General features: G+C 47.0%; 23 protein-coding genes, 1 tRNA gene and 3 pseudogenes. 8 read left to right on the top strand and 19 right to left on the bottom strand.

Annotated elements, in window-relative coordinates; translation table 11 throughout:
* Window positions 1-98: 98 nt before the first annotated feature.
* The 6 genes from ET34_RS21220 to ET34_RS0103545 all read right to left on the bottom strand — a co-directional run bounded on the left by ET34_RS21220 (window position 99) and on the right by ET34_RS0103545 (window position 3,704).
* Window positions 99-587: a DUF943 family protein gene (locus ET34_RS21220; protein ID WP_051640459.1), complete on the bottom strand. Its 489-nt coding sequence runs from the start codon at window positions 585-587 to the stop codon at window positions 99-101.
* Window positions 588-698: 111 nt separating this feature from the next.
* Window positions 699-1,235 carry a DUF943 family protein gene (locus ET34_RS0103565; protein ID WP_031519522.1) on the bottom strand — a complete coding sequence of 179 codons (537 nt, stop codon included), beginning with the start codon at window positions 1,233-1,235 and terminating at the stop codon, window positions 699-701.
* 162 nt (window positions 1,236-1,397) lie between these two features.
* Window positions 1,398-1,646 (bottom strand): hypothetical protein, encoded by a 249-nt coding sequence (locus tag ET34_RS0103560; RefSeq protein ID WP_031519520.1) that lies wholly within the window; start codon window positions 1,644-1,646, stop codon window positions 1,398-1,400.
* 36 nt (window positions 1,647-1,682) lie between these two features.
* Entirely contained in the window at window positions 1,683-1,949 is a 267-nt protein-coding gene (locus ET34_RS0103555; RefSeq protein WP_031519518.1) for a hypothetical protein, read from the bottom strand.
* 14 nt (window positions 1,950-1,963) lie between these two features.
* On the bottom strand, window positions 1,964-2,539 hold the full coding sequence (locus ET34_RS0103550) for a hypothetical protein (RefSeq protein ID WP_152548342.1): 576 nt from the start codon (window positions 2,537-2,539) through the stop codon (window positions 1,964-1,966).
* Window positions 2,526-3,704, bottom strand: a complete 1,179-nt coding sequence (locus ET34_RS0103545; protein ID WP_051640458.1) for a hypothetical protein — start codon at window positions 3,702-3,704, stop codon at window positions 2,526-2,528. The genes ET34_RS0103550 and ET34_RS0103545 overlap by 14 nt, the downstream gene beginning before the upstream one ends.
* A gap of 487 nt (window positions 3,705-4,191) precedes the next feature.
* Here ET34_RS0103545 and ET34_RS0103540 point away from each other — a divergent pair, with 487 nt between their 5' ends.
* Window positions 4,192-4,866, top strand: coding sequence for a YecA/YgfB family protein (locus ET34_RS0103540; protein ID WP_031519513.1), 675 nt, complete (start codon window positions 4,192-4,194; stop codon window positions 4,864-4,866).
* A gap of 37 nt (window positions 4,867-4,903) precedes the next feature.
* On the opposite strand, the gene ET34_RS0103535 is transcribed toward ET34_RS0103540, so the two are convergent.
* Window positions 4,904-5,632 carry a hypothetical protein gene (locus tag ET34_RS0103535; RefSeq protein WP_031519512.1) on the bottom strand — a complete coding sequence of 243 codons (729 nt, stop codon included), beginning with the start codon at window positions 5,630-5,632 and terminating at the stop codon, window positions 4,904-4,906.
* Between the two features lie 293 nt (window positions 5,633-5,925).
* Here ET34_RS0103535 and ET34_RS0103530 point away from each other — a divergent pair, with 293 nt between their 5' ends.
* Window positions 5,926-6,804 (top strand): phosphorothioated DNA-binding restriction endonuclease, encoded by an 879-nt coding sequence (locus ET34_RS0103530; protein WP_031519510.1) that lies wholly within the window; start codon window positions 5,926-5,928, stop codon window positions 6,802-6,804.
* A 396-nt stretch (window positions 6,805-7,200) separates the two neighbouring features.
* Here the strand turns inward: ET34_RS0103530 and ET34_RS0103520 are convergent, their stop codons facing one another.
* From ET34_RS0103520 to ET34_RS22750, 3 genes are all read right to left on the bottom strand, one after another.
* The gene (locus tag ET34_RS0103520; RefSeq protein WP_072001954.1) at window positions 7,201-7,476 is read right to left on the bottom strand and encodes a hypothetical protein; all 276 of its coding nucleotides are present in this window, start codon (window positions 7,474-7,476) and stop codon (window positions 7,201-7,203) included.
* Window positions 7,463-8,644, bottom strand: coding sequence for a PAAR domain-containing protein (locus ET34_RS21505; RefSeq protein WP_072001953.1), 1,182 nt, complete (start codon window positions 8,642-8,644; stop codon window positions 7,463-7,465). Before ET34_RS21505 ends, ET34_RS0103520 begins: the two co-directional genes overlap by 14 nt.
* A gap of 213 nt (window positions 8,645-8,857) precedes the next feature.
* Complete coding sequence (locus ET34_RS22750; RefSeq protein WP_201770419.1) at window positions 8,858-9,133, bottom strand: hypothetical protein; 276 nt, start codon at window positions 9,131-9,133, stop codon at window positions 8,858-8,860.
* Between ET34_RS22750 and ET34_RS20825 the strand changes: the two are divergent.
* Both ET34_RS20825 and ET34_RS21500 read left to right on the top strand, forming a co-directional pair.
* Window positions 9,027-9,661: pseudogene (locus ET34_RS20825) on the top strand (integrase core domain-containing protein). The gene ET34_RS22750 and the pseudogene ET34_RS20825 sit on opposite strands and share 107 nt — an antisense overlap.
* A 28-nt stretch (window positions 9,662-9,689) precedes the next feature.
* Window positions 9,690-10,541 (top strand): annotated as a pseudogene (locus ET34_RS21500) (conjugal transfer protein TraG N-terminal domain-containing protein); the annotation flags it as partial.
* Between the two features lie 44 nt (window positions 10,542-10,585).
* Here the strand turns inward: ET34_RS21500 and ET34_RS0103505 are convergent.
* The 6 genes from ET34_RS0103505 to ET34_RS23080 form a co-directional block, all read right to left on the bottom strand.
* Complete coding sequence (locus tag ET34_RS0103505) at window positions 10,586-11,302, bottom strand: hypothetical protein (protein WP_031519506.1); 717 nt, start codon at window positions 11,300-11,302, stop codon at window positions 10,586-10,588.
* On the bottom strand, window positions 11,289-12,443 hold the full coding sequence (locus ET34_RS0103500) for a hypothetical protein (RefSeq protein ID WP_031519504.1): 1,155 nt from the start codon (window positions 12,441-12,443) through the stop codon (window positions 11,289-11,291). The genes ET34_RS0103505 and ET34_RS0103500 overlap by 14 nt, the downstream gene beginning before the upstream one ends.
* Window positions 12,433-13,632 carry a sensor histidine kinase gene (locus ET34_RS22285; protein WP_152548341.1) on the bottom strand — a complete coding sequence of 400 codons (1,200 nt, stop codon included), beginning with the start codon at window positions 13,630-13,632 and terminating at the stop codon, window positions 12,433-12,435. Before ET34_RS22285 ends, ET34_RS0103500 begins: the two co-directional genes overlap by 11 nt.
* Window positions 13,633-13,724: 92 nt before the next feature.
* Window positions 13,725-14,756: an ATP-binding protein gene (locus ET34_RS22280; protein ID WP_031519501.1), complete on the bottom strand. Its 1,032-nt coding sequence runs from the start codon at window positions 14,754-14,756 to the stop codon at window positions 13,725-13,727.
* Entirely contained in the window at window positions 14,749-16,134 is a 1,386-nt protein-coding gene (locus ET34_RS21490; RefSeq protein WP_201770417.1) for an Eco57I restriction-modification methylase domain-containing protein, read from the bottom strand. The genes ET34_RS22280 and ET34_RS21490 overlap by 8 nt, the downstream gene beginning before the upstream one ends.
* 14 nt (window positions 16,135-16,148) lie before the next feature.
* Complete coding sequence (locus ET34_RS23080; RefSeq protein ID WP_201770416.1) at window positions 16,149-16,466, bottom strand: N-6 DNA methylase; 318 nt, start codon at window positions 16,464-16,466, stop codon at window positions 16,149-16,151.
* Between the two features lie 649 nt (window positions 16,467-17,115).
* On the opposite strand from ET34_RS23080, the pseudogene ET34_RS20810 reads away from it, so the two are divergent.
* The 3 genes and pseudogenes from ET34_RS20810 to ET34_RS22890 all read left to right on the top strand — a co-directional run bounded on the left by ET34_RS20810 (window position 17,116) and on the right by ET34_RS22890 (window position 19,094).
* Window positions 17,116-17,936 (top strand): annotated as a pseudogene (locus tag ET34_RS20810) (phosphorothioated DNA-binding restriction endonuclease).
* 416 nt (window positions 17,937-18,352) lie between these two features.
* Window positions 18,353-18,646 (top strand): hypothetical protein, encoded by a 294-nt coding sequence (locus ET34_RS0103475; RefSeq protein ID WP_031519499.1) that lies wholly within the window; start codon window positions 18,353-18,355, stop codon window positions 18,644-18,646.
* Between the two features lie 85 nt (window positions 18,647-18,731).
* A complete protein-coding gene (locus tag ET34_RS22890) occupies window positions 18,732-19,094 on the top strand; it encodes an ArdC-like ssDNA-binding domain-containing protein (RefSeq protein ID WP_236633811.1) in 363 nt (120 codons plus the stop codon).
* 452 nt (window positions 19,095-19,546) lie between these two features.
* Here the strand turns inward: ET34_RS22890 and ET34_RS0103460 are convergent.
* Window positions 19,547-19,631 (bottom strand) — tRNA-Leu (locus tag ET34_RS0103460).
* 229 nt (window positions 19,632-19,860) lie between these two features.
* Between ET34_RS0103460 and ahr the strand changes: the two genes are divergently transcribed.
* Window positions 19,861-20,880 carry an NADPH-dependent aldehyde reductase Ahr gene (ahr, locus tag ET34_RS0103455; RefSeq protein ID WP_031519497.1) on the top strand — a complete coding sequence of 340 codons (1,020 nt, stop codon included), beginning with the start codon at window positions 19,861-19,863 and terminating at the stop codon, window positions 20,878-20,880.
* A gap of 76 nt (window positions 20,881-20,956) precedes the next feature.
* Here the strand turns inward: ahr and ET34_RS0103450 are convergent, their stop codons facing one another.
* Together ET34_RS0103450 and ET34_RS0103445 are read right to left on the bottom strand one after the other, a co-directional pair.
* A complete protein-coding gene (locus tag ET34_RS0103450; protein ID WP_031519495.1) occupies window positions 20,957-22,594 on the bottom strand; it encodes a dihydroxyacetone kinase subunit DhaK in 1,638 nt (545 codons plus the stop codon).
* Between the two features lie 668 nt (window positions 22,595-23,262).
* The gene (locus ET34_RS0103445; RefSeq protein WP_051640457.1) at window positions 23,263-23,760 is read right to left on the bottom strand and encodes a hypothetical protein; all 498 of its coding nucleotides are present in this window, start codon (window positions 23,758-23,760) and stop codon (window positions 23,263-23,265) included.
* Window positions 23,761-23,824: the final 64 nt, after the last annotated feature.

Raw genomic sequence — 23,824 nt, 5'->3', positions numbered from 1 at the left:
CCGTCGCGCCGTGTTTTTCACGGGATGGCGGCGGGCATGACAGCATTTCCAGAGAGATGATCCTGACGACCTGTAAGCCATACCTGAGTCTTCAGAAGCTACGGAGCGCTGGATGCGATAATTTCGCCATTAGCCTGCTGGCGATAATAATTATCCCCAGCAGTGAGCGTGACGATACCGTCCATTGAGCGACTTACCTCTAATAAGACAGGTTTGTTCACGCAGCGGTTTTCGTATTTAATCTCTGAAAAGCAGAATTGCTCATTCTCAGAGAAATCGAACAAATTATCGTTACGCGCTTGTAAAGCCTGATAGCCACTTCCGATATCCCAGAAACGTATCGTCCATGTTCCATAAGTTTGATCCACATGGGGGGCTTTATAGCGTACTTTTAATTCTTGTTGATGCCCGGACCACCAGTTTATTTTACCTTGCGATGTTAGCGGAAAACCGGACACGACAAAATCGCTGATATCCTGGTGAGTGAATATGTCTATGATGGTTGTTTTTCTGAAATAAAAACAGAGCGCTAAAATCACAACCAATAATGACACAAAAATAGCGGCGAATTTAAATGAACCACGCATAAGAACTCCATTTATGTTAACGCAGCACAGATACAAGCCATATAAAATCATACAATTAACGGTGTGCAGTGACGAGTAAACTTGCCAGGCCCATATACACTATCGATAATTTCAACCTGCGGGACATGAATACCCCTGAGCCTTAATAATTTCGCTTTGACTATTGAGGCAGTAATATCCCGATTCTAATGTAAATAAAATCTTTCCCGTTGACGTTCGTGAAACTATCATAGCAACATCTTTATCAATACATTTTTTGGCATCTGCTATGTCATCAAAGCAGTAAAGCTCTTTATAAAAAGGATTCAAAAAATAACCACCGTCATCCGTATATTGTTTGAAGCCTTCACCATAATTCCAGAATGTGATTGACCATGCTCCGCCCGTTTTTTCTATAGCAGGAATGGCGAATTTCTCTTCTAACATCTTTTTATTTTCCTTCCACCAGGCCAGGCGTCCGGATTCAGTAAACGGGAAATTATCAACCACGATATCGCTTGTGCTCTGCTGACTCCTGACGTAAACAACATTCACAGGTTTCATTAGCAGAACAAGCCGATATACGAATAGTGTTGATAGCGTAATAATCATAAACGCTATTGCGACCTTAAGTTTAAGCTTCAACGGCGTAACCCCATTACCATCCATCTCTGCGTTTCAAATAACGTACAGGGGAGTGTTATTTCTGCCATCGCTCACGACCTTGTGAAATGAGAACTGGAGCCAAAAATACTACGCCGCTTTTTATTTATCGCAACCGCTTATTTATTATTGATTTAATGAATACAAACGAACGTTTTCATCAACACACTAAGCGGTAAATTTGAACGCCAGAACGAAAAGCAAAAAAGAAATTAGATAACCGACGCTGATAAAGAGAAAAGTCGTACCGTCAACATACGCGATCTCTTCGATTGCGCGCAGGCAGGATGGTGTAATAGCGCCGTCGATGTCATACCACCAGTCAAGGTATTTATCCGTAGTGCCAGAAGAAAGCACAGCAATACCAATGCTGAGATAATAAAGCAGGATAATGATGCCACTTAATAATATGCGCACGGGTAGATCGCTTCCTTATTTTTTTAACCTGGAGGGCTAGCGAATCAATTTATAGACGATGCCCGTCAGTATTAAAGCCAGCGGGTAGCCGAATATACCCAGCATCAGGAAGTACGTATACCAGATCCCCAATTCGTCAATGGCACTCGCACAACTTTCGATACCGCCTAGTGGCGTGGAGATATGCTCCACGTAATGCTGGTGAACACGGGTATATCCTGCCCAGGCAACGGCAAGCGCTGCGTAATATACAGCTGAAATGCCAAGCGCGTAGCGCCAGCGCAGAGTGGATTTATTTCGCAATACGTACCTCCAGATTATCTATCCGCGGCGCGCAACTTTTTTATCAGCAGCACAAATAAGAGAAAGGAAACAAGATAACCATATGCGGCGACCTGAATCATTACAACCATTATTTCTGCCATACCATTGAAGGCTCTCATAATAACCACACGATCGATCTCACTCGTAAAAGCCACACCTTTATCCACATCGGCAGTCAGAGCGAATCCCATCTCTAAAAACAGAACACAGAGTAAATATGCCGTGGCAATGAGCACGATAAGAAAACGCCGCGCAAAAATAACGCACTGGCTTTCCGGGCATTCTCGTTTTTGTTTTGACGTCGGGAACAGCTTATAGATAACGGCAATCAGTGAAAACGCAGTGATGTAGCCAAAGAAACTCACCATAAATACGTTGTCGTGAACATAAAAAAGCGTATCAAGCGCTCCCGTTCCCGCTTCAATATTCACCAGGCCTGCGCTGAGCGAACGCTTTATTTCGTTTTCGGCTGCGCTGTATTCCTGCCACGCAATGACCAGCGCAGCATAATAGAGGGTATTGATACCAATAGCACATCCCCAGCGGCGGTATGAGCTATTCAGCGTCACAGATACCTCCGAGAACGCCATCCACGGTTTTACCTGAATACCCCACCGGCGCACCGATGGCAGAGAGGCTTTCCGACATCGCTTTTTCGACGATAGCGCGAGGTTTATATTTATTCACCGTCAGGCTTTCAATGTTCGGATATACCCTTTTAAAGTCATCCGTTACGTCAACCACGTTCATAAACTTAACGCTCCGGGCTTTACGCAGCAGCCAGCGCTGAACAGAGGTGGGAATAGTAAAATCCTGTTCGGCCAGGCCTACGGGATCAATCTCGCGCAGCATAACCTCGGTAGTAAATACCATTGAGCCCGCCGCGCTTATACCCTGCTGGGAGTGGGTTGCGCAGTTACTGCCGGTAACGTCATACCCATCAATAATGCGCCCCCTTTCCTGGGTAACGTTTTTATCCTCGGGAAGCGGCCCTACCTTTTTACCTGCCGCCCATGCCGTCTCGAAAAAAAGCCGGGTTTTTACGATATCCGCATCGGCGATTAAAAATACTCTGGCCTGTTTACGATAAAGCTCATCCCGGTAATTATCGCGCGCGCTTTCCCCCACCAGATAATTCAGCACCCCGTCTCCGGTTAACCCCATGCAGGCGGTCTGCCCGTAGCGCCCATAGGTATATACGTGCGCTACGTTATTCTGATGAACCGAGACAAAGACATGCCCCGCCCCCATCACTTCCGTCCAGACGAATACGCCGTTAGCGAGCGGATTATCCGCCGGGCGGCACAGGTTATCGTTATAAGTAGCCACGGGCGCATCTGCCACGGGACGGACTGACATCAGCGGTCTTTTAAGCTGACTGGCAATGACGCTGCCGAGGCGATGGCGCAGCGCCAGTGGCAAATCCGCTTTGAGCTTATCCTTACCCGCAAACACGCCCTGCAACTCCTGCCCTGAGAACGCGTTTCTGACCAGCACCTGCCGACCATTCCTGATGGAATTAAGAAATTCCCAGGATGAGCCACCGTTGATACCGGGCCAGCGCAGCATCGGCATATTAAAGGAGGCATGGGGCCAGGCTTCCCGCTGGCGCTGATCCTTGATATAGCGGGAGAACTCCCGGGCCGCGACATTCGGGTCCAGAATATAAGCCATATCGTCCAGATAAATATCATCGATATGCCGCAAAGCATAGTCGCCGCGTAATAGCCTCATGATAACGCCCCGGTTTTACGCAGGCGTTATTGTTCACGGGAAATATTATCCCGCGTTGCGCCTGCCAGAGTGGAGAGCACCATCATAGGGCGGCGTATTTCATAACCGCAATATCACTGAATTACAATCAGATTATGGCGTTAAGGATCAGCGTAAAAATATTAATTAACGCCTTGCGGTTACCGTCGCGTAAAATTATCAGACCCAACGGCACGACTAATATTAATAGCCTGAGCAAAATAATATAAATCTGCGACAGATTATAGTGCCTGATAATAGTGTAAATTTCCGTGATACGTTAATCGTGCCGATAAAGGGAATCATCCTCCATCCCGCTATGATAAACTTGGCGCATCCACCCGGCAACGGATTGCGCCAGAACCTGCGTGCCGCTCTCCACGCCGCCGACAAACACATCTCCACCTTACGATACCGCTTACCGGGCTGAATGCCGGATAAGGGTCACTATGCCTGAGGAGGCCATCGTATGAACCAGGGACCCCTGAACGAAAAAGAACTCGAATGGCTCGATGAGCTGCTCGCGAAATACGGCCACGATGCATCCGTGCTGGATGTCTCTGAGCTGGACGGCATGCTGACGGCGATCCTCTCCGGCCCGCGCGAGATTGAACCCGCCGTGTGGCTGATGGCGCTGTGGGGTGGCGAAAAGCACATTCCGCGCTGGACCAACGAGCGCGAGATGACGCGCTTCATGAACCTCACCTTCCAGCACATGAACGACATCGCCGACCGCCTGAACGATGCACCGGAGCAGTTCGAGCCGCTGTTCGGCTATCGCGAGGAAGAGGGCGAAGAGTACATGGTGGTCGAGGACTGGTGCTACGGCTATATGCGCGGCGTGGCGCTGGATGACTGGTCATCCCTGCCGGAAAGCCTGAAGCCGGCGCTGGACGCCATCGCCCTGCACGGCCGCGAAGACAACGTGGCGCAGCTGGAGCAGATGACGCCGGAAGCGTATGCGGAGAGCCAGGCCGCCATCGGCCCGGCCGCGCTGCAGCTCTGGCGCTACTGGCAGGAACTGCTGGAGAACGAACCCGACGCGCTGCGCCAGAAACCCGTCACCGTGGAAGCGAAAGCAGGCCGCAACGACCCGTGCCCGTGCGGCAGCGGGAAGAAATATAAGAACTGCTGCCTGCATTAATAATTAGCGTAACGGCGTGGAGAACACGCCGTTATTTTTATAGCCACACGTACTGCACTACGCCCAATAAAATAAAGATGACGATCATCAGCCCGGAAAAGGCTTTTTTTGGAGCGATAACGTTCACTATCTTGGCGAACTGAATGATACCGACGACCGTAAGGACAGAGAGCGCCATCACGGGAATTGCTATCGCCCAGGTCAGAATATACTGAACAACCAGCGCGAATATCAGAAAGCCACAGAGAATAAACGCCATCGCCCATGTTCCAGGAAGCGGGTCGATGGAAAAACCCAGCTTTGCGAACAGGTAAAATAGCGGCCCCAGGAATGGCGCTAAAACCGGTATGCCCGTTTGCTTTTCAAGTAGCGCCAGCGCAAACGGCGAGACGAGAGTCAGAAAAATCACCCAGCCGGCATTGCCCAGCGTTTTCGTATGCTGCATATACCACGACAGCCCGCCCCAGACCGCAATAGTGCCGAAAAAGCAGTAAATAAACACTGTGCTATACCACTCCGGGTCCATGCTCAGACGCGGCACGGTTATCAGCAGCAGGAAGAAGATAAAGGCGCAGACTCCGGCTAGCTTTCTGAGCAAGCCCATGCCCTCCTGTATCTGCGATTCTCTGATCCTGTTATTCAGATTATGATAGCCATCTTCGACCAGCGATAAAAACGCGTCGAACTTAGGGTTTTGCCTGGCTATGTCCCCCGCCAGATAAATTCCGACAACCACCTGTGAAAATATTACCGTCGCCTTTAACATCCCTGCCTCGTAAATTTACGTGCTACACTAGTTGATTGTTAATAATTACCTGAAGGTAAAATTCGTTTTAATTCTATATTCCTGACAGACACAGCCGTTATATAAAGGAAGTTCAGTGCCTGAAGCAAATATATATTTCGCGGAATGAGACAGAAGTATTAAATATAAACATGGAAAGAAGGAGTACCAGGAAGCGCACAGTCCCTGCCCGCTCCGCACGCTAACGCCTTGATCCTGCCTGCCTTTGCGAGCATCATCGCAGTTTATTTATTTAGCTGATGAATGCTGACGTCATGGCAACTTCCGATACGCTCGACGCCCTTGGCAAAAAACTGTCTGAACCGAAAATCTGGCGCAAGGGCGACCAGCGCGCACCGCACAAGCCTTTGCTGCTGCTCTACGTGCTGTCGCACTATAAACGGGGCCACGGCAGACTGTTCGATTACGGCACCGAAATCCACGATGCGCTATTGAGCCTTCTGGAACGATATGGGCCGACGCGCCGCCAGCATGAACCGACGATGCCGTTCTGGCGCTTGCGCGGCGACGGGTTCTGGGAACTGGAGAACGCCGAGCGCTGCGCTACCACCGGCAGCAAAGAGCCACCCAGACGCGAACTGATTGAGTACAGGGTTGCTGGCGGCTTCGACGCAGAACATTTCGCGTTGATCGACGAGAACAGCGCCGTTATCGACGTGCTGGCAACGCAAATCCTTGAAAAGCATTTCCCGGTCGGCATCCAGCAAACCCTCGCCGATGAGCTGGGCTTCGACATCGTGTTATCCCTCAAACAGCGCGACCCGGCGTTTCGCCTCAACGTGCTGCGCGCTTACAACTACCGCTGCGCCATCTGCGGCTTCGACATGCGCCACGACAACGCCCCGATTGCACTTGAAGCGGCGCATATCCGCTGGAAACAGTTTAACGGCCCCTGCGAGGTGCCGAACGGACTGGCGCTGTGCTCGATCCACCACAACGCATTCGACCGCGGCGCGATTGGCCTGGACTGCGACATGTGCGTGGTGGTGTCGGAAGGCGTAAACGGCAACGGGATGGTGCAGAAACTGTTCTGGGATTTTGCCGGGGAGGAAATTCAGCTACCGAAAGCGGCAGAGAACTACCCAAAAGAGGCGTTTGTGGAGTGGCATCGGCGGGAGGTGTTTAGGGGGTGAGTGCGAAGGGCTGAGCCGAACTTCGGCATAATATAGTCAGAGAATAAAATCAGAAAGTTAGCAGAGTTTCCATTGTGTGACCTTAAAATAACTTTCAGCCATTATCCCCTGACCTAATGATACGAATTAGCATAAGGGCAGCCCCAGCGACAGAGTTCCTGACCGATAGGATCTATAACGTCAACAACTTGCTTTTTGAATCACTTTCTATCTGGTTCACACTTGGGTATTTCATGTTCTTCAGGAAGATAAAGCTTGCGGATTAACAAGCATTTAAAAATCACTTCTTCACCTTTAAAAAGGATCCTGTCAACAATAGCTTAATCATTTACCCCCGGCCCAACACGAAGTAACACCTCACCATCTTTATCAACCTTCCTTTAAAAAAGAAGTGAATCATCTGACCTTTTTAAAAATAATGAGAATAAGCACCATAGCAATTAATGCCCAGCTGAAAGAAACAACAAGTAACTGGTCAAAATACCCTTCGTACAACTCGGCTATAGCTTTGCATGCTTCCGCTGAAACACTCTTCTCATAAAATGACCCTTTGTATTTTATTGTGACACCAAAATCCAGAGCGATTAATAGTATTTTACCCAGGTAAACCCCGATCACTAGCAAAATCATAAACCAGCGGATAAAGAACTTTGTATTATTAGTTAACTTCATAAGATCCTCCGAATGAACCGCCAACTGCATCGCCAGAAATTCCTGTAGACGAACCTATAGTAGATGCGCTACCAGCAGCGGCTTCTTCTCCTTTTTGTAAAATTGATTGAGCACCGGGCTTAAAACCTTCAATATTTGGATATTCTACTCTGAAGAGATCGGTTACTTCGATAACTTTCATAGAAGAAATATCAGCACTCAACCTAGCCAGGTGATTCTGTAAAGAAACCGGCACTGTAAAATCTTCATCTGTTGATATATGAATTTGGGTGGTAGTCGATGTATAACTTGCATTAAAAATATCAGAACCAGCGGCTTTCATGGCTTTTACCGTGTGTGTGGTGCAGTTAGACCCTGTGAGATCATAAACGTCTATCACTCTACCCCGACGCCTGGTTCTTTCTCCCATATCTTTGGTTATGACGGGGTGAGTCCCAGCGTTCCACCACGACTCAAGAACTTGCCGAATCTTTTGAGTCGGTTGTTCAATAATTCTAAATACTCTGGCTTGAGCACCATATAATTCTTCGCGATAGTATAACCGTGCATCGTCACCAATAAGGAAATTCAAAATCCCATCGCCTGTTATTGTGGCGAAACCTTGTCTACCGAAACGACCGTAAGTATAGACATAAATCGAATTATTTTCATGAACAGATATAAATGCATGACCTGCGATCTTTGTTTCGGTCCATATAAACACACCGTTCAAAAGATCGTTATCTTCTGGCTTGCAGATATTAGTGTAATTTTCTGACTTACTATTAAATGGAGAGAATCGCTGTGCTTGAAATTCCGCAGTCTCAGGGTGAGTATCACCTGTGATTCTGGCTTGGGTTGTTGCAAATGAACTAATCGACATTCCAACAGATCCGTTTTCATACCCTATAAACTCGAATGCATCTGGCGAAGCAGTTACCCTGTTAGTCCCTAAAGGGCAGGCACATTCAACAACATCGTTTTCCAGACAAACCAGTTTTCCTTCAGCGTAGACATTGAACGGTCTGGTCTTATTAATTATTCCTGTAGTTTTACATTGAGGGCAAAACGCCATTGAGCCGATAAGTGCCACCAATTTCCCATGGCAGTATACGGTTGATGCTCCATTTTCTACAATTCCGCCCGTAGTAGTTTTATCACCTACGGTAATCACCTTAAGCTTTGACATAACCCTCTTCCTTGAAAGCTACCCTTGTTCCTTAAAACACGCATAGTAGATCCAATTATTTCTTTTGTAAATCCCTGAAAAATCGTAGCGCATAGTCATGTGTAGTTAATATAGCCTACGAGTAACTTATATATAAATGGCATTTTTAAGTTGAGCTTGATCTTTGAATGAATATTTTGCGGACTGGATACTTATCATTATTTCTATATTTTATCATGCTGACATAAATTCAAAATATATGTCCGTGGAAGATGTTTCTAACATTTTCCTTGAAAAACAAACAAATTGCTCTATCCCTATTGATAAATTAACACCGATGTTAGTAATGTTTTCATTAACAACATGAGGGTATTCACTTAAGAAATAAGTTTCCGACAAACAGATCATCAGTTTCCTACGCAAGGCCGAAGCAGTGGTTTCTGCCAGGGAACTCTGCCGCAGGCGCGCTATTTCAGACACCACATTTTTTTCCTGACGCAATGCCCGCATGCTGGCAGGTCTGCCCCTTTCAACCTCCCATTATTTGGTTTAGCGTCCGGCTGCTAGCAAGCAGCTATACGCATCACTGCGCTGACACTTGAACGCCGCCGTTTTGGTTACCGGCGTAATCTGGCAGCTTCGGCGGCGTGAAGGTCTTTGCGTTAATCACAAGCGGTTTTAACTTAATGACCTGAGTGTGAAACGCAGACGACGTCGTAAAGGGCTGATAACGGAACGTCTGCCACTGCTCCGCCCAACGGCGCCCAATTTGACCTGATCGATGGATTTCATCATGGGCGCATTTGCTACCGATCGCAGGATCGAGTGCCTTACCTGTGTGGATGATTTCACGACGGAATGCCTGAATGAGGACTGGTTCACCGATATTGCTCACGTCAGGAAAATCATTAACGACTGGCGGCAGGATTATAACGAGTACCCTCCAAATTCGTCGCTGAATTACCAGACTTCATCTGAGTTTGCAGCGGGCTGGAGAAATAGAAATTAGAAGGTGATCGAACCGACATTACTAACTAATCGTTGTATCTAAGACTGGGTGCAGGTCAGATCATCGTATTTTCTCAACACGGCTGGTTACTTCGATACCGACCATGCGCTTTCGCCGCACAGTGCGTGGCCGTACAACACATCACGCGATGTCGGGCTGGCCGATACGGGCGCAGGCGGCTATCCCTCCTGTAAACAGTGGTGGGCCGATGACACCGTTGGGCTGAAACCCCGGCTCCTGCAACTCCCGGCCCCGGATATCTGGACAGCATTTAAAAAGATCGGCCAGTCACAGGCTGTATATGATGAGGCCGCGTTGAGCTCGCTGGTCAGTGAAAGCAATATGCAGGTATCACAAAACGGACGTGTTTATTCCGGTTATTGCGGCAATGTCGATGGCACCGTCGCCAATACCGCCGCCCGGCTGGCATCCAGCGCTGGGAATATCCTCGGCAGCATAGCGGCGTTCCCGGCATTCGACAGCGTGCGCCAGGTGCTGCCCATGGTGCAGGCGCTGTTGCAAATGGCGCTGGTGATCTGTATTGCGCTGATAACGCTCTGTTCGGCATGGGACGTGAAGGTGGTGATGACGCTGACGTTTGTGCAGTTCGCCTTATTCTTCTTCACCTTCTGGTAGGAACTGGCGCGGTGGCTAGATATCTGGCTGCTGGATGTACTCTACAGCAGCAATACCCACAGTAGCTGGAATCTGGCAGGGATAAAGAATACACAGGATGACGTGATTATTAATCTGGTGATGGGGTCGATGTTTCTGGTGTTACCCACGTTCTGGCTGGGTGCGATGACGTGGGCTGGAGTGAGGGTCGGTGTGGCGGTGAATGGGGCGCTGGCGGGCGGGGTTAAGGTGGCGCAGGATAGTTGGAGACAATTTATTAGTAATAAAAGATAAAGAACTGAAGGTAATGAGGAGGGCATCCATTCCTCCTCGATATTTCATATAAAATGAGGGTTTAATTTTTGAGCCTCACAAATAACAGCTTTGGATATCTCACCTTTGTTATTACGATCACAATGCTCCCAATAGTTAGATATTTTTTCGTAGTAACCTTTCCACCAAGCACGCTGAGCATCTTTAATTATTTTTTTATATTGTGTATCGGCCCTTATTTTACTCCACTCTTTTTTAGGGTAAAAATTTGATATGACAAAATCAATAGCGAGAAAGACATCAAGTGGATGATGCATCACTCTTGGATTATCGAGAATGATGACTTCGCCATAATCATGAAGGCCATTAATATACCGACCACCATGGTGTAAATGGTAGTCTGGGTGCATATATTGCGGTTCCCCTTCATCAACGTGGTAATCCATATGCCAGCACCCTTTACATTCTTTCTCACCATCCTGGCTCAAGCATGTATATTCTATATTAACAATCATTCTTACAGCTGAATTGAACTCAAATCCTTCACGCACTTGAACTTCCGCATTTACTTTCACGCTAAGATCTGAATCCCAAATATCACTCCGGACAAACTCACCTTTTATTTTCTTAAATTCAATCCAAGGAATAGAGTATTTCATAGAGTCATTTTGAAACTGCCTACGAATATTTCTAAATGGCGTTTCATCAGTAATAATGTTCTTTTGGAGCAGAAGACTCCCCACCCTCTCAAGGTTTTCAACTATTTGATCATTCGTTAACATTTGGTTTCAGCCTCGCTAAAAGCTTTTTAACTTTATCTTTATCATCTATATGGATTTTATAATGAGGATGTTCATCATCATCATTTAAAAATGCTCGCAAGTCGATATATTTTGGTTGCTCCCATACTTTTGCTTCAGGATCTCGCACACGCAAAGCGTCATAAGGATCTAAAGCTACTCCAGACAACACACAGTTAACCCATAAATATTCACTTTGCTGTCCATCCGAATAGGAAAGCTCTATAGGATTTAGATGGGATAAAGATAGTTTTTCGATTAATATCCCAACACGTTCCTTAACCGTTAAATTCTGCAATACATTTTCTGGACATAATTCATCCCACCAATCTTCAACTCCGGAAAACCACCATCTTTCTTTTAGATCACAAAATGGTCCATTATATTTATACGCATTTAACCGTTGCTTAACACTATCCCAATCTGAAGAATTTTTACTTATTCCAAGCTTAGTCTGAAGCATTTCTTCTGTAACCAGCATTCCGGCTGATTGAATGAGAGATGAATATATTGAAGCTACTAAACTATGAGTGTCACCTCCCTTAGATTTAATGAAATCTAAGAATCTTGTATCCATATAGTCAATTTGATCTGCATTGCAATTAAAAAGGCGGCATAATTCTTCCTCATTTAAGTCTATACCAATATCCTTTTTTACTGCTCGTGCTTTATCATAAGCTTGAATTAGAGAGTGAAGCATTTTACTCACTCGTAATCTTTTTTCCTCTTGCGCAACCTCATGTTTCTTAATTACAAAATCAAATAGATCATTTGATGAATCATCAGGAATATAGCTTTCAACAATAACATTTTCATTAGAAAGCAAAACCATAGGTATAGGAAGGATATTACCTACAGCCATTTCTGTTCTTAGTTGTTGGGCTAAAGTTGTACCATAATAATCAGCCTTGACACCTTGGTCACTTATCGCTGACAACTTTTGATCAATAATCAATCCATTATATTCATTATTTTTTAATTCACTAACTACATCCGCAGATGTGGGGTAGACTTGTTTATGATGTACCTCAAGCCCATTAACATTGTGCCCACTGATTTGATTTATAAGGGGCAGCAATACTTCCGTTCTTTCATCATCTATATAAAGATATTTAATAGGCATCTTCTGATAACTCCGATTCATCCGCTAAAGGTAAAATAATTTTAATACATGTTTTATACTCTGGCGAAGGCTCAATTATAGATATTTCACCTTGCATTTCCGAGATTATTTCTTCAGTGATAGCTAATCCAAGCCCCATCCCTCGACTATATTCATTATCAGAGCCATATGAGTTCGCTGGCATCGCTGTAGTATAAAGTGGCTCGAATACTTTAGCCCATTTATCTTTAGGTATTCCATCTCCATTGTCTTCGAACAAAATAGTTAGAAATGATTCATTTGTAGTCACATTAATGGATATAATTCCTTCTTTCTTCCCACTTCGCTCAATTGCCTTACAAGCATTTGTAAACAAATTCATAAAAACAGACATTATTTCAGAGATATGTATTTTTTTCGTCCAAACACCCCATTTATCAAAGGTCGCATTGAACTTGTAGCCACGTCTCTTTGTAGTAGGCTCCATCCCTTTAATAAAACGTTTAATTAATTTTCTTAAATCATAATTATTTTTTTCACGATTAGAATTACTACGCATAGTCCCATCGAAGAAATCGGTATAAGCAACCATCATAGAAAGATTTTCTGAAAACTGAAATACAGACTTTTGCAATTCAGCGTTTCCCTCAGATAGCAATTCCAAATTCTGACTTGTTAATTGTAAGTTCAACAAACACAATTGTATCTCATGTGTAAATTCAGAAATAGCAAGACCAAGTGAAGACAGGACTCTATACAGTAGTCGTTCATCAACATATTCTATAAATGTTGTTGTTACATCATTGAGATCGGCGATCAATTGTTGTGCAGTCAAATCTTCTTCTATAAATCCTGAATTATCTAAGACGTCTGAAGTAACATTATCATTTATTTCTACTAAGGATTCTTTCTCGTACTCTTCTTTTACAATTAGTTTTTCTTTTAGTTTGCTAATCTTATCTTGTATTGTGTCTTCTTTGGTTTTTAGATTTGGTGCGTAGCCCTGTTGAGATGACGTTATTTTTTTATTTCTTATTGTTGCAACATGAGAAGCAATTTTCATTGCTATATTTTTGGTAGTATTAACCAAGTCTTTAAAGGCATCATTTTCAATTACACCTTCCCGAGCAGAGGTTTCTTCAAATATGGCACCAATAGAATCAGTAACATAAACATTCCCCAAGAAGTTAGTATTTGAATGTGGTGGCAAAATTAACCTTCTTCGAGAAGATTCATCTAACCCAAGCCAATCATTATATCTCTCACCAAAGGGGGCAACATTAAATCCATTTCGATAAAACTTTATCCCTCCATTGTTGTATAAAAACTTTGCAATGTTCTTGGCTTGGGTGATCCCTTCTCCATTGAAAAATAAAGCCCTTCAAATTTATAATCGAATTCCTTTAGAAGTTCATTATAACCTTCTTTAAATACTAATGTATCCGTAAATTTTTTATCAGTTAATCCTTCAATCTCAATTACTAACTCGGCTTTATCATTCATATAACCTGTGGCTTTTAAGTCTGCATAATCTAAAAACTCAGTGTTATTATCTAATAATATAGCAGAATTTATATTATGTTCTTTATTGACATAGTGAAATTTAACCACAAACCCAGGATCATCCGTTTTTTTTACTTTTATAGGGATTTTAATAATGTTAGATACATAGTTAAATGCCGCTTTGATATTATTATCTGTCCAAGCTTCCCTTACACCTGATATTTTTAGCAAGGTTCCATGTTCAAAATCATATCCTTCATCTATGTAATCAATTTTATTACTGATAAAAGATAAGGGTACACCAGACACAAATTTATCCCAGTCAACCTCCATGCAAATGTGGTGTTTTTCACCTTCTTTTTTTGTGATCAGCTCTAATTTTGAGCCCAATTTTTGAGCTGAGAATCGTCCAATACCTTTCTTTCCGGCTTTTGCTCGTTGATATTTGAAAGAGGTTGGATTGGTTATCTTATCCGAGGTACTAATTGTCATGAACCCACGGAGTAAATCACGATGATCCATCCCATGACCATCATCCCGAATAATTATCACTCCCCCTGGTTCTTCGGTTCCAATAAAGTCAACGTTTACTGAAGATGCATCAGCATCATAAGCATTTTTAATCAATTCGCTTAATGCTGTCGTTTTTTTGGCTACAAGCTGCTCACCTAGCCTTTCAACTATTTTCGCGTCTACAGAAAATCTAATGTTGCTCAAATCTTCTGAAGAAAGATCTGTTGCAACTTCTAGCAGTTTATTGTAATTAACCTGCCCATCTGAGTTCATGAACAGTTTAGAAATTTTATCTTTTAATTCCTTATCATTACTCATGATATTTTTTTACTCCTTTATAACGTTCAGAGCGTAATTGGTCGATTCCTAAGGAAAATCTTTCACAATCTGATTCTGTGATTATATTGTTGTCTATAAGTACATTATCTACTAATTTCCTTATCTCTTTATGTTCTTCTCTATCGAGCAGTTCTTCTATTTTGTTAGTTAGTGAGTACAAAGGATCAATAATTTTTTCATCCATTAATACATTGATGGATTTCCCAGCCGTTGGTTCTATTTTCAAAACACCAGAACTATAGGCACGCCCAACAATTTCAGCCGAAAGTTGTGAATAACTTGATAGCAAAGATATAGATATGGCTATTTTATTTTTATAACTTATGCTCTTATCTCGAAAGAAGACCTTATGAACAGAGTTAGTACAATTTATATTACTCTGATTGATGACTAATCTCGGTCCCCGGTGTATCATATAGCTTAAAAAAGCATCAGGAATAATTGAGTCAATGCCATGATTTGGTTCAAACCAGTTAGGCCTTTTCTGGAAAGTTTTATTTTTATTTATTTCATAAGAAGACAAGGAATATATATAATCACGAACAGATTCATAGCATGATAATTGTTCATAATTTGGCGAAAGCAGATATGACCTATCGTTCCTTTCAAAAATCTTCTTATGCTTTATTTGATTATGCCTCACCCCATTTAAATAAGAGAATCTTGCGACAATAGGATATAAAACCTTGCTTGGTATGGAGTACTTATTTATAGTTTCTTTATTGAGAATAAAGAAACTATTTGCTCCGCTAACCAGACCTATTTTTATCAAGCATATATCACCAAACTTAATCGAACTCGGGTTATTAGTAATAGAAAGATATGCATCCTTAATATCTTTGGATATTAATTCAAACTTAAACTCATCTATATTTTTAATATTATTTGAACTCTTTTTATTTAACTCTCTTTCTAAATCATTGACATTATTGACAGAAGAAACGGTTAAATTCCCTTTTGCTTCACCATATTTATTAAAACCAGATGCGGTTAAAATTACAGAAGTTTCTTGGGCTCCCTCTTCAACAAAAAAACGTTCTGCCAGTTTAATTATATAAATATGTTTAAAATGATTGCAGAATATGTCGAGAAGTTTTTTAGCATAATCCGCGTGTAAAAGACTACTAGGGAGAACCCATGCAACTCTACCACCACTTTTTAAGAAGCTTAAGCTATGTAACAGGAAAAATGACCATAAACTAGCGTTCCGTCCAATAGTCTTACCTGAAAAAGAGGAATTATTCAGAATCTCACTACATGACTGACGCTGCAAATCGGTCATGTTATGCATAGATACATATGGAGGGTTCCCTAATATAACATCAAATCCTTCAACATTAAAGTCGCTGGGTTTCACCGAGATAAAATCAGCTAAAATAAAACTTTTTTATTTTTTTTATAAAATGGGAACTTATTGTATAACGTATCAAAAGCGTGTTGATCTATATCCACACCATATAAGTTATTGAGTGGTTTGTTGTTCCCTAAATATTCTAAGCGTTCAATACAGCTAGTAAGAAAACCACATCCACCAAAACTCGGCTCTAAAACAGTCTGTGACGCACAAGTAATACCCCAATCGGCTAGAACCTTACTTAGTTCCGGGGGAGTATAATAAGCACCCAATTCTCTCTTTTTTTGGGTTGAATGTGGATTCATGTTGCAATTTCTCGTAATTTCATTTTCCATACGGACATAATGCCGTATTGTACAGTAAATTTTTCATTTCACATACAAACGATGTGACGCCATCGATAGAGCCTTTATTTTTGTGCATTTAAATCAAAGAGATATAGAAAGGCAAACAAAACTTGACTTACACAACTGAAGCCTGAATCCCACCTTCCTGCATGTCATCAGCAAAGCCAGCCAGCAACTACTATGTGTTGAATGGCTCACGAAGCACCATGCCCTACACTTCAAAGGAGCTCATCAAAACAAGCATTTTCAATTCGTTGATAATATTTATGAGAGTTTACTATACCAACCTATTTACATCAGCAGCGAGTCTTCTATTCTTTTTTTGTCAATTTCATCAACACGAACACTACCTACGCTCCCTCTTTGAGAGGCTGTTCGGTATTTAATTTATAGATGTTATTCATCCCTCCTTAATTTTTAAATAACTAATTTTTCCACATAAAAAAATGCAACCAGAAATCTCACGCTGCTACACAATATATAATTCGCTATAACAATAAATAATCAAAACAACTTCTCAAAGTTATAGACATTAAATCTCGGTTGCCCCCTAACCAATGTGAAGAGCAACAATTGAATTTCACCGCTTTTGCGAGCATGATCGCAATAACATCAGCCTGTTACCCGGTTCATTCATCTGATATCTCTCGAAGCGCTGCAATCGGCCATCTCCAACGTCTCTATATGGCGTCAGGGGGATGTATGCGCACCGCATAAGCCGTTACTGCTGTTGTATGTGTTGTCGCAGTACAAAGCAGGACACCCGCGCCTGTTTAACTACAGCCTTGAGATCCACGAACCGCTTACCCGCCTGCTGAAAGAGTTTGGTCCTAAGCGACGCATTGACTACCCCAATATGCCTTTCTGGCGACTCAGAACTGACGGTTTCTGGGAAATCACTAACGCGGAAAGCTGTAAACCCCGTAGAGGCAACACCCAGCCGACAAAAAAGAGCTGATTGATAACCATGTAGCGGACGGCTTTGATGAAGCTGCCTACCAACAGTTACTTGCACACCCTGAAGTGATCGACCAACTGGCCCAGCAAATCCTGATGGATCGCTTCCCCGAAAGCATTCAGCGAATCCTCGCCAAACAACTAGGCTTGGATTTTATTGACCGCTCAAAGAACCGCGATCCGCGCTTCAGGGATATCGTGCTCCGGGCTTACCACTCCCGATGTGCTTTCTGCGGTTACGATCTACGGCTGGATGGTGCGTTGGTTGGTATTGAAGCCGCCCATATCCACTGGAAAACCTATGGCGGACCGTGTGTTGTAAACAACGGTCTGGCGTTGTGTTCACTGCACCATGATGCTTTTGATATGGGCACGTTCGGGCTGGATGAAAACCTTACCATTCGCATCTCCGGCGGCGTCAGCCGTAGCCCTGTGGTGGACAACCTGTTCTGGCAACGAAACGGCCAGCCGTTGCATCTTCCTCATGACAAATCACTATGACCTACCGAACAATACGTCGGCTGGCATCGTAAGCAGATCTTCAAAGCCTGAGACAGTGAACTTTGCAGGTATCATCGATTGCCCAATATGCTTTATCCCCTGTAGAGGACAAATTTCTTTTAACCCCCATAGCGGATAAATCGCGCGCCAGACTGAATTCCAGAATAACGACTCCCGAACTCTCTTACTGAACAGCCTGACTCTTGATTATTATTGATACCGTATTGATCTGTACGAAGTTCAACCCGTAACCAGAGTCTTCAGGTTGCCACCTTCCCGGTGAGGCTCGCCTTTTCGGCCGTTCCGTATCATCCTCGCGGAAAGCGCTTAGCGCCTGATACATCCTCTACCCCACCATGCAGGGAATCCCTCCCTGCTGGGCGGCGTTTCTCTGATTTCATAACTGGAGAAACGCTATGCCTACTTCATCTTGCCCTGAAGCAAAATACTTATCGCTGTCTGTCTCATCTGAGGCCTGGGAAAAGGTAGTCAGTTTTCCACCCGCTCCCTCTCAGGAAGACGACCGTCTCGAAAACCTGATTGTCGCCACCATGCTGACATTTAAAAGCGCAGGCCCGCACCGTAAGAGCATCAATTTCGGTCTGTACTGTTTGCCCTCTGACGGCAGCAGCAATGTACCGCTGATGACACCGCTGCGCTTAACGCTTGAAGATAATCACCTGTTGGTTACTGCCCTTCATACCTGCTGATTGCCTCAGCATCCTTCACTCCCCGTACTGGGCGACCCCCGACCGGGAGCGCTGTACCCGGCTTCTTTATCATGAGGTTACGCTTATGAACAGAAGTAACGATCTTTACCAGAAAGTCACCGATGAAATTATCGCCGCGCTGGAGAAAAGCCTGATCCCCTGGGTTCGCCCGTGGCGGGAAGGGGAACCGTTGGTGCCGATGAATGCCTTATCCGGGCGGTTTTATCATGGCATCAACATTCCTCTACTCTGGAGCAGCGCAGAGCAACAGGGATATGAGAGCGATCGCTGGCTGAACTTCACACAAATCCGCAATACAGGCGGTAATGTACGCAAAGGCGAAAAATCGACACTGGCCGTGTTCTATCTGCCCCAGCAGCGCGAGGTTGTGGGCACCGTCGGAAACACCGTTCTTGATACTGCCGGCAACCCCGAAGTGACTTCTTAGGCTGTGGTACGCGAATTCGGGCTGTTCAACACGCAGCAATGTGAAAGTCCGCCGGTGGAATTTTCACAGCTTGTCGTGATAGGGGATGACCCTATTGCCGTTACAGAACAATTTGCCCGGCAAACGGCGGTAACGATCACTCACTGACGCCAGAATCGGGCGTATTACTCGTCGGGGCGTGACTGCATCATCATGCCGTATCCTGAGCAGTTCAGAATATTACAATACGCTATTGTATGAACCAGGATGAAGTTCTCAGAAAGGACACACTTTTGGCTATTCACTTTATTCTTTCGCAGAATTATGCCGAAACGCTTAGAACTTTTGGGGTTAAGTATGCAGAGGAGATGAATAAAAATATCTTGCCCAAAGCTTTTAGCAGCGCCGTCAAAATTATGCGCTAGCATACAATGCTCTGATTATACTCTTTTTCTTAATATCATCATTGTCGATGGTGCCGAAGGCCGGACTCGAACCGGCACGTATTTCTACGGTTGATTTTGAATCAACTGCGTCTACCGATTTCGCCACTTCGGCACTGAAGGGGATGCGGAAACGTTGTGGATTATACCTGTCAGCGGCCACCTTGCAAGCTGCGCGGTGGCTAAGTCCCGTTGAGTGCTGAAAATTTCAGCGCTGCGCTGGTTCCTCTGCTCTGCTCGCCTGCAAACGTCTCCGTCCCTTCCCCCACCGCACCAATCGCAACCCGCTTCCAGGTGTGGCATGTTCTACACTGCATGTCAGAGCCACCAAAAAGGAAACTGTGATGTCGAAAATCAAAAGTTACGCCGCGCCGCAGGCCGGTGCCGAGCTTGAGCTGTATGAGTACGACGCGGGCGAACTGAAGCCGGAAGACGTTGAAATCCAGGTAGAGTACTGCGGTATCTGCCACTCGGACCTGTCGATGATCGACAACGAATGGGGCTTCTCGCAGTATCCGCTGGTTGCGGGTCACGAGGTGATTGGCCGCGTACATGCGCTCGGCAGCAGCGCGCAGGACAAAGGCCTGAAAGTGGGTCAGCGCGTCGGTATCGGCTGGACCGCAGACAGCTGCGGGCACTGCGATGCCTGTATCAGCGGCAGCCAGGTGAACTGCGTGGAAGGCAGCGTGCCGACCATCATCAACCGCGGCGGCTTTGCGGATAAGATCCGCGCTAACTGGCAGTGGGCCATCCCGCTGCCGGAATCCATCGACGCGGCGTCCGCCGGTCCGCTGCTGTGCGGCGGTATTACGGTGTTCAAACCGCTGCTGATGCACCATGTCACCGCCACCAGCAGGGTGGGCGTGATCGGTATCGGCGGTCTGGGGCATATCGCCATCAAACTGCTGCGCGCGATGGGCTGCGAAGTAACAGCGTTCAGCTCTAACCCGTCTAAAGAGCAGGAAATCCTCGGTATGGGTGCCGATCGCGTGGTGAACAGCCGCGATCCGGAAGCTCTGAAAGCGCTGGCGGGCCAGTTCGATCTCATCATCAATACCGTGAACGTATCGCTGGACTGGATGCCGTACTTCCAGGCGCTGGCGTATGGCGGCAACTTCCACACCGTAGGTGCAGTAATGAAGCCGTTCGAAGTGCCGGCGTTCTCGCTGATTGCCGGGGACCGCAGCATTGCCGGCTCCTCTACCGGGTCACCGCACGAACTGCGCACGCTGATGAAGCTGGCTGGTCGTGCCAAAGTGGCGCCGCAGACCGAAGAGTTCCCGATGTCGCGCATCAACGAGGCGATCCAGCACGTGCGTGACGGCAAAGCCCGCTACCGCGTGGTGCTGAAAGCGGATTTTTAATCCCGCGCTGAAATAACAAAGGCTCCGTGAGGAGCCTTTGTTGTGGGCGCTTACTTACCCGGAAGGATAAGCGCGGTCACTTCGCCAGCGCGGTCAGCACTTCCGCCACCGCCATCGCGCCCGGATCGGTCACGCCGTCGAGGTTCTGGCTGTTGATGTAGGACGAACGCCCCGCACCGGCCTTCTGCATCTGCGCGGTGCTGTCGGCCCCCTTCTGTGCGGCCATGGCAGCAGCCTGAATGCCCCCCTGCGCCAGGGCTTCCAGCGCCGGTTGCAGGGCGTCGATCAGGGTACGGTCGCCGAGATCGGCCCCGCCGTAACGCTTCATCTGTTGCAGGCCGACCTGCAGCGCCTGCGGCAGGGCATCGCCCTCGGCGACGCGCTGGCCCGCGGCGGTGAAGAAGATCGACATCAGCACGCCGCTGGAGCCGCCCATCACCGTTGCCAGCCGCTCGCCAATCAACTGTAACAGCTGCCCGGTGTTGTTGAGCGGTAGCGCCTTGTTCACCAGCAGCAGGGCAATGTCCTGCGCGCCTTTGGCGAAGGTCGAGCCGGTATCACCGTCGCCCACTTTAGCATCCAGCGCGTTAAGGCGGTTCTCCAGCTCGATAAGCGTGGTGGTAGCGATAGCGAGGGTGGTCTGCACCTGCGCGTTCTCCGAGGCGTGATACTCGACGCTGTCGTGCACCATGTTCTGCTTCTGGGTTTTCATCGGCGCGAATGCCACCGCAGGCTGCCAGCCGCTGGTCTCCACCGGGGCGGTGAGCGCGGCGATAAACTCGTCGTTCAGGCGCAGGGCGCTGAGCGAGAAGCCCTTCATATCAAGGGCGCTGACCAGCGGGGCTGGGCCGACAAGATAGTCGATCTGCTCGCGCAGCGCCGAGTGCGCCAGCTCTCTGGTGAGCAGGGCCATCTCCAGCGCCGAGGTGCCGCCGAGGTTATTGATCAGCACCGCCAGGCGCGCGTCCGGGCCTGCCTGCTGCTGGAGCTGTTCCACCAGGGTGGCGACCAGCTCGCGGCTGTTGTGGCTGGCGACCACGCTGGCGCCCGGTTCGCCGTGAATGCCGAGGCCCAGTTCCACCTGGCCCGATTTGATGCGGCTCTCTTCGTCACTGCCCGGCAGGTTGCAGGTCTGCATCGCGAGGCCAAGGCTCCAGAGGTTATCGCACGCCTTCTGCGCCATATCGCGCACTTCGCTGAGGGATTTCCCCTGTTCGGCGGCGTAGCCGGCAATCTTGTGCACCAGCGCTGTCCCGGCGATGCCGCGCGGCTGTTTGTTGTCCGGCAGGGCGATGTCGTCGCCGACGATGACCATCTCAACCTTCAGGCCGTAGCGCTTGGCTTTCTCCGCCGCGAGGCCGAAGTTAAGGCGGTCGCCGGTGTAGTTTTTTACCACCAGCAGGCAGCCGCGATCGCCGGTGACGGCGACAATGGCGTTCAGTACCGCGTCCACGCTCGGCGAGGCAAACAGGTCACCGCATACCGCGGCGGTGAGCATCCCTTTCCCGACAAAACCAGCGTGCGCCGGTTCGTGGCCCGAGCCACCGCCGGAGATCACCGCGACTTTGCTTTTATCCCAGTCGCTGCGCGCCACGACGCGAATGGCCGGGTCGATATCGAGTTTTGTCAGGTTGCCGAAACGGCTGCTGAGAATGATGCCTTCAAGGGCGTCGTCGACGAGGCGGGTGCGCTCGTTATAGAAAAATCTGGACATAGCTTCCCACTATTTTTTGAAACGTAGTACACAGCATAGTCCCTGTGTCGTCCCGCGGAGAAAAGGCAGATTTTGCTGAAAATGGGTGAGTGGTGAATGGTGGGTGGTAAACGGTGAGTCTGCGGTAAACGGTGGGTGCGCTGCGCTTACCCACCCTACAACTACTGGAAATGGCTGCACGGTAAACGGTGGGTGCAACGCCCGTCCTGAAACCGGTAGGGTGGGTAAGCTTGCGCACCCACCATAAACGCAGAAGCCGAAGCGTGGCCCGTCCGGCATCAAAACCGCCGCGGCGCAGGCGTTGAGTCCGGGCTGGCGGTCGGGAACCGCCAGAGGGCGCGAGCCCCGGGATGGGGTATCGCGCCCGACCGGAAGCGAAACGCCGGAGGCAAGGGCAGCCCAACGGGCCGGTTTTGTTGGCCGGGAGCCGGGATAGTGAAGGGGGTGGCGGCGAGCCCCCTTCACCCGTTCACGTGCAGCAGCGTTCCCATGTAAGTGCGGTGCTCTGGTGAACGGAACCATCACCGTAATCCCATAGACCTCATGCCCTAACGGTGGGTGCACTCCGTTTACCCACCCTACCCAGCTTCGACCCGTAGGGTGGGTAAGCTTGCGCACCCACCATGAACACAAGCCGAGGCGTGGCTCCGTCCGGCATCAAAACCCCCTCAGGCATGCCGGGTGTATTCCCCATACCCACGTTCTTTCCTCATCCGATTGAGTCGACGCGACAGACGGAAATAAGTGACAGCCAGAATTAACACCCAAAGATGGTGGCACCACAGGGCCCACCGGTAGTCAATCATTGCAAAGCTCAGACAAAAGGCAGGAAAAAGAAGTGCCATGAGCAATGCATTAACCCGCTCAGTGAGATCAAACAGAAACAAGACGCGATCGGCTTCACGCTCCATTGGGGACCCAATGCGTACCGTGCCGACTTGCCTGGAGTCGCGATCGGTTTTACGCATTAACCAGAGCAACAAAAAAGTCAGAATAATAAAAACGATGACTTCGAGTAGATAAAAATACCTCAGGTCATGATGAAGCAAAGCACCTGCCACGAGGAGCCCGCCGCACCATGCTTCTGCTCTGAAGCAGCTCATCGCCAATGATTCGAAAAATTGCAGCGTTATCCAGCGCCGCGTTTTGATGAAAATATCTTTCATACGCCATTATCCTCCGTGACTATGCAAAGCCCTTCCTTGAGGGTGTTGTCTCTATATCGGCAGC

The sequence above is a fragment of the Siccibacter colletis genome (assembly GCF_000696575.1).
Classification (GTDB): domain Bacteria; phylum Pseudomonadota; class Gammaproteobacteria; order Enterobacterales; family Enterobacteriaceae; genus Siccibacter; species Siccibacter colletis.
Note: the sequence above shows the minus strand (reverse complement) of the source record. Positions and strands in the feature narration are given on the sequence as shown.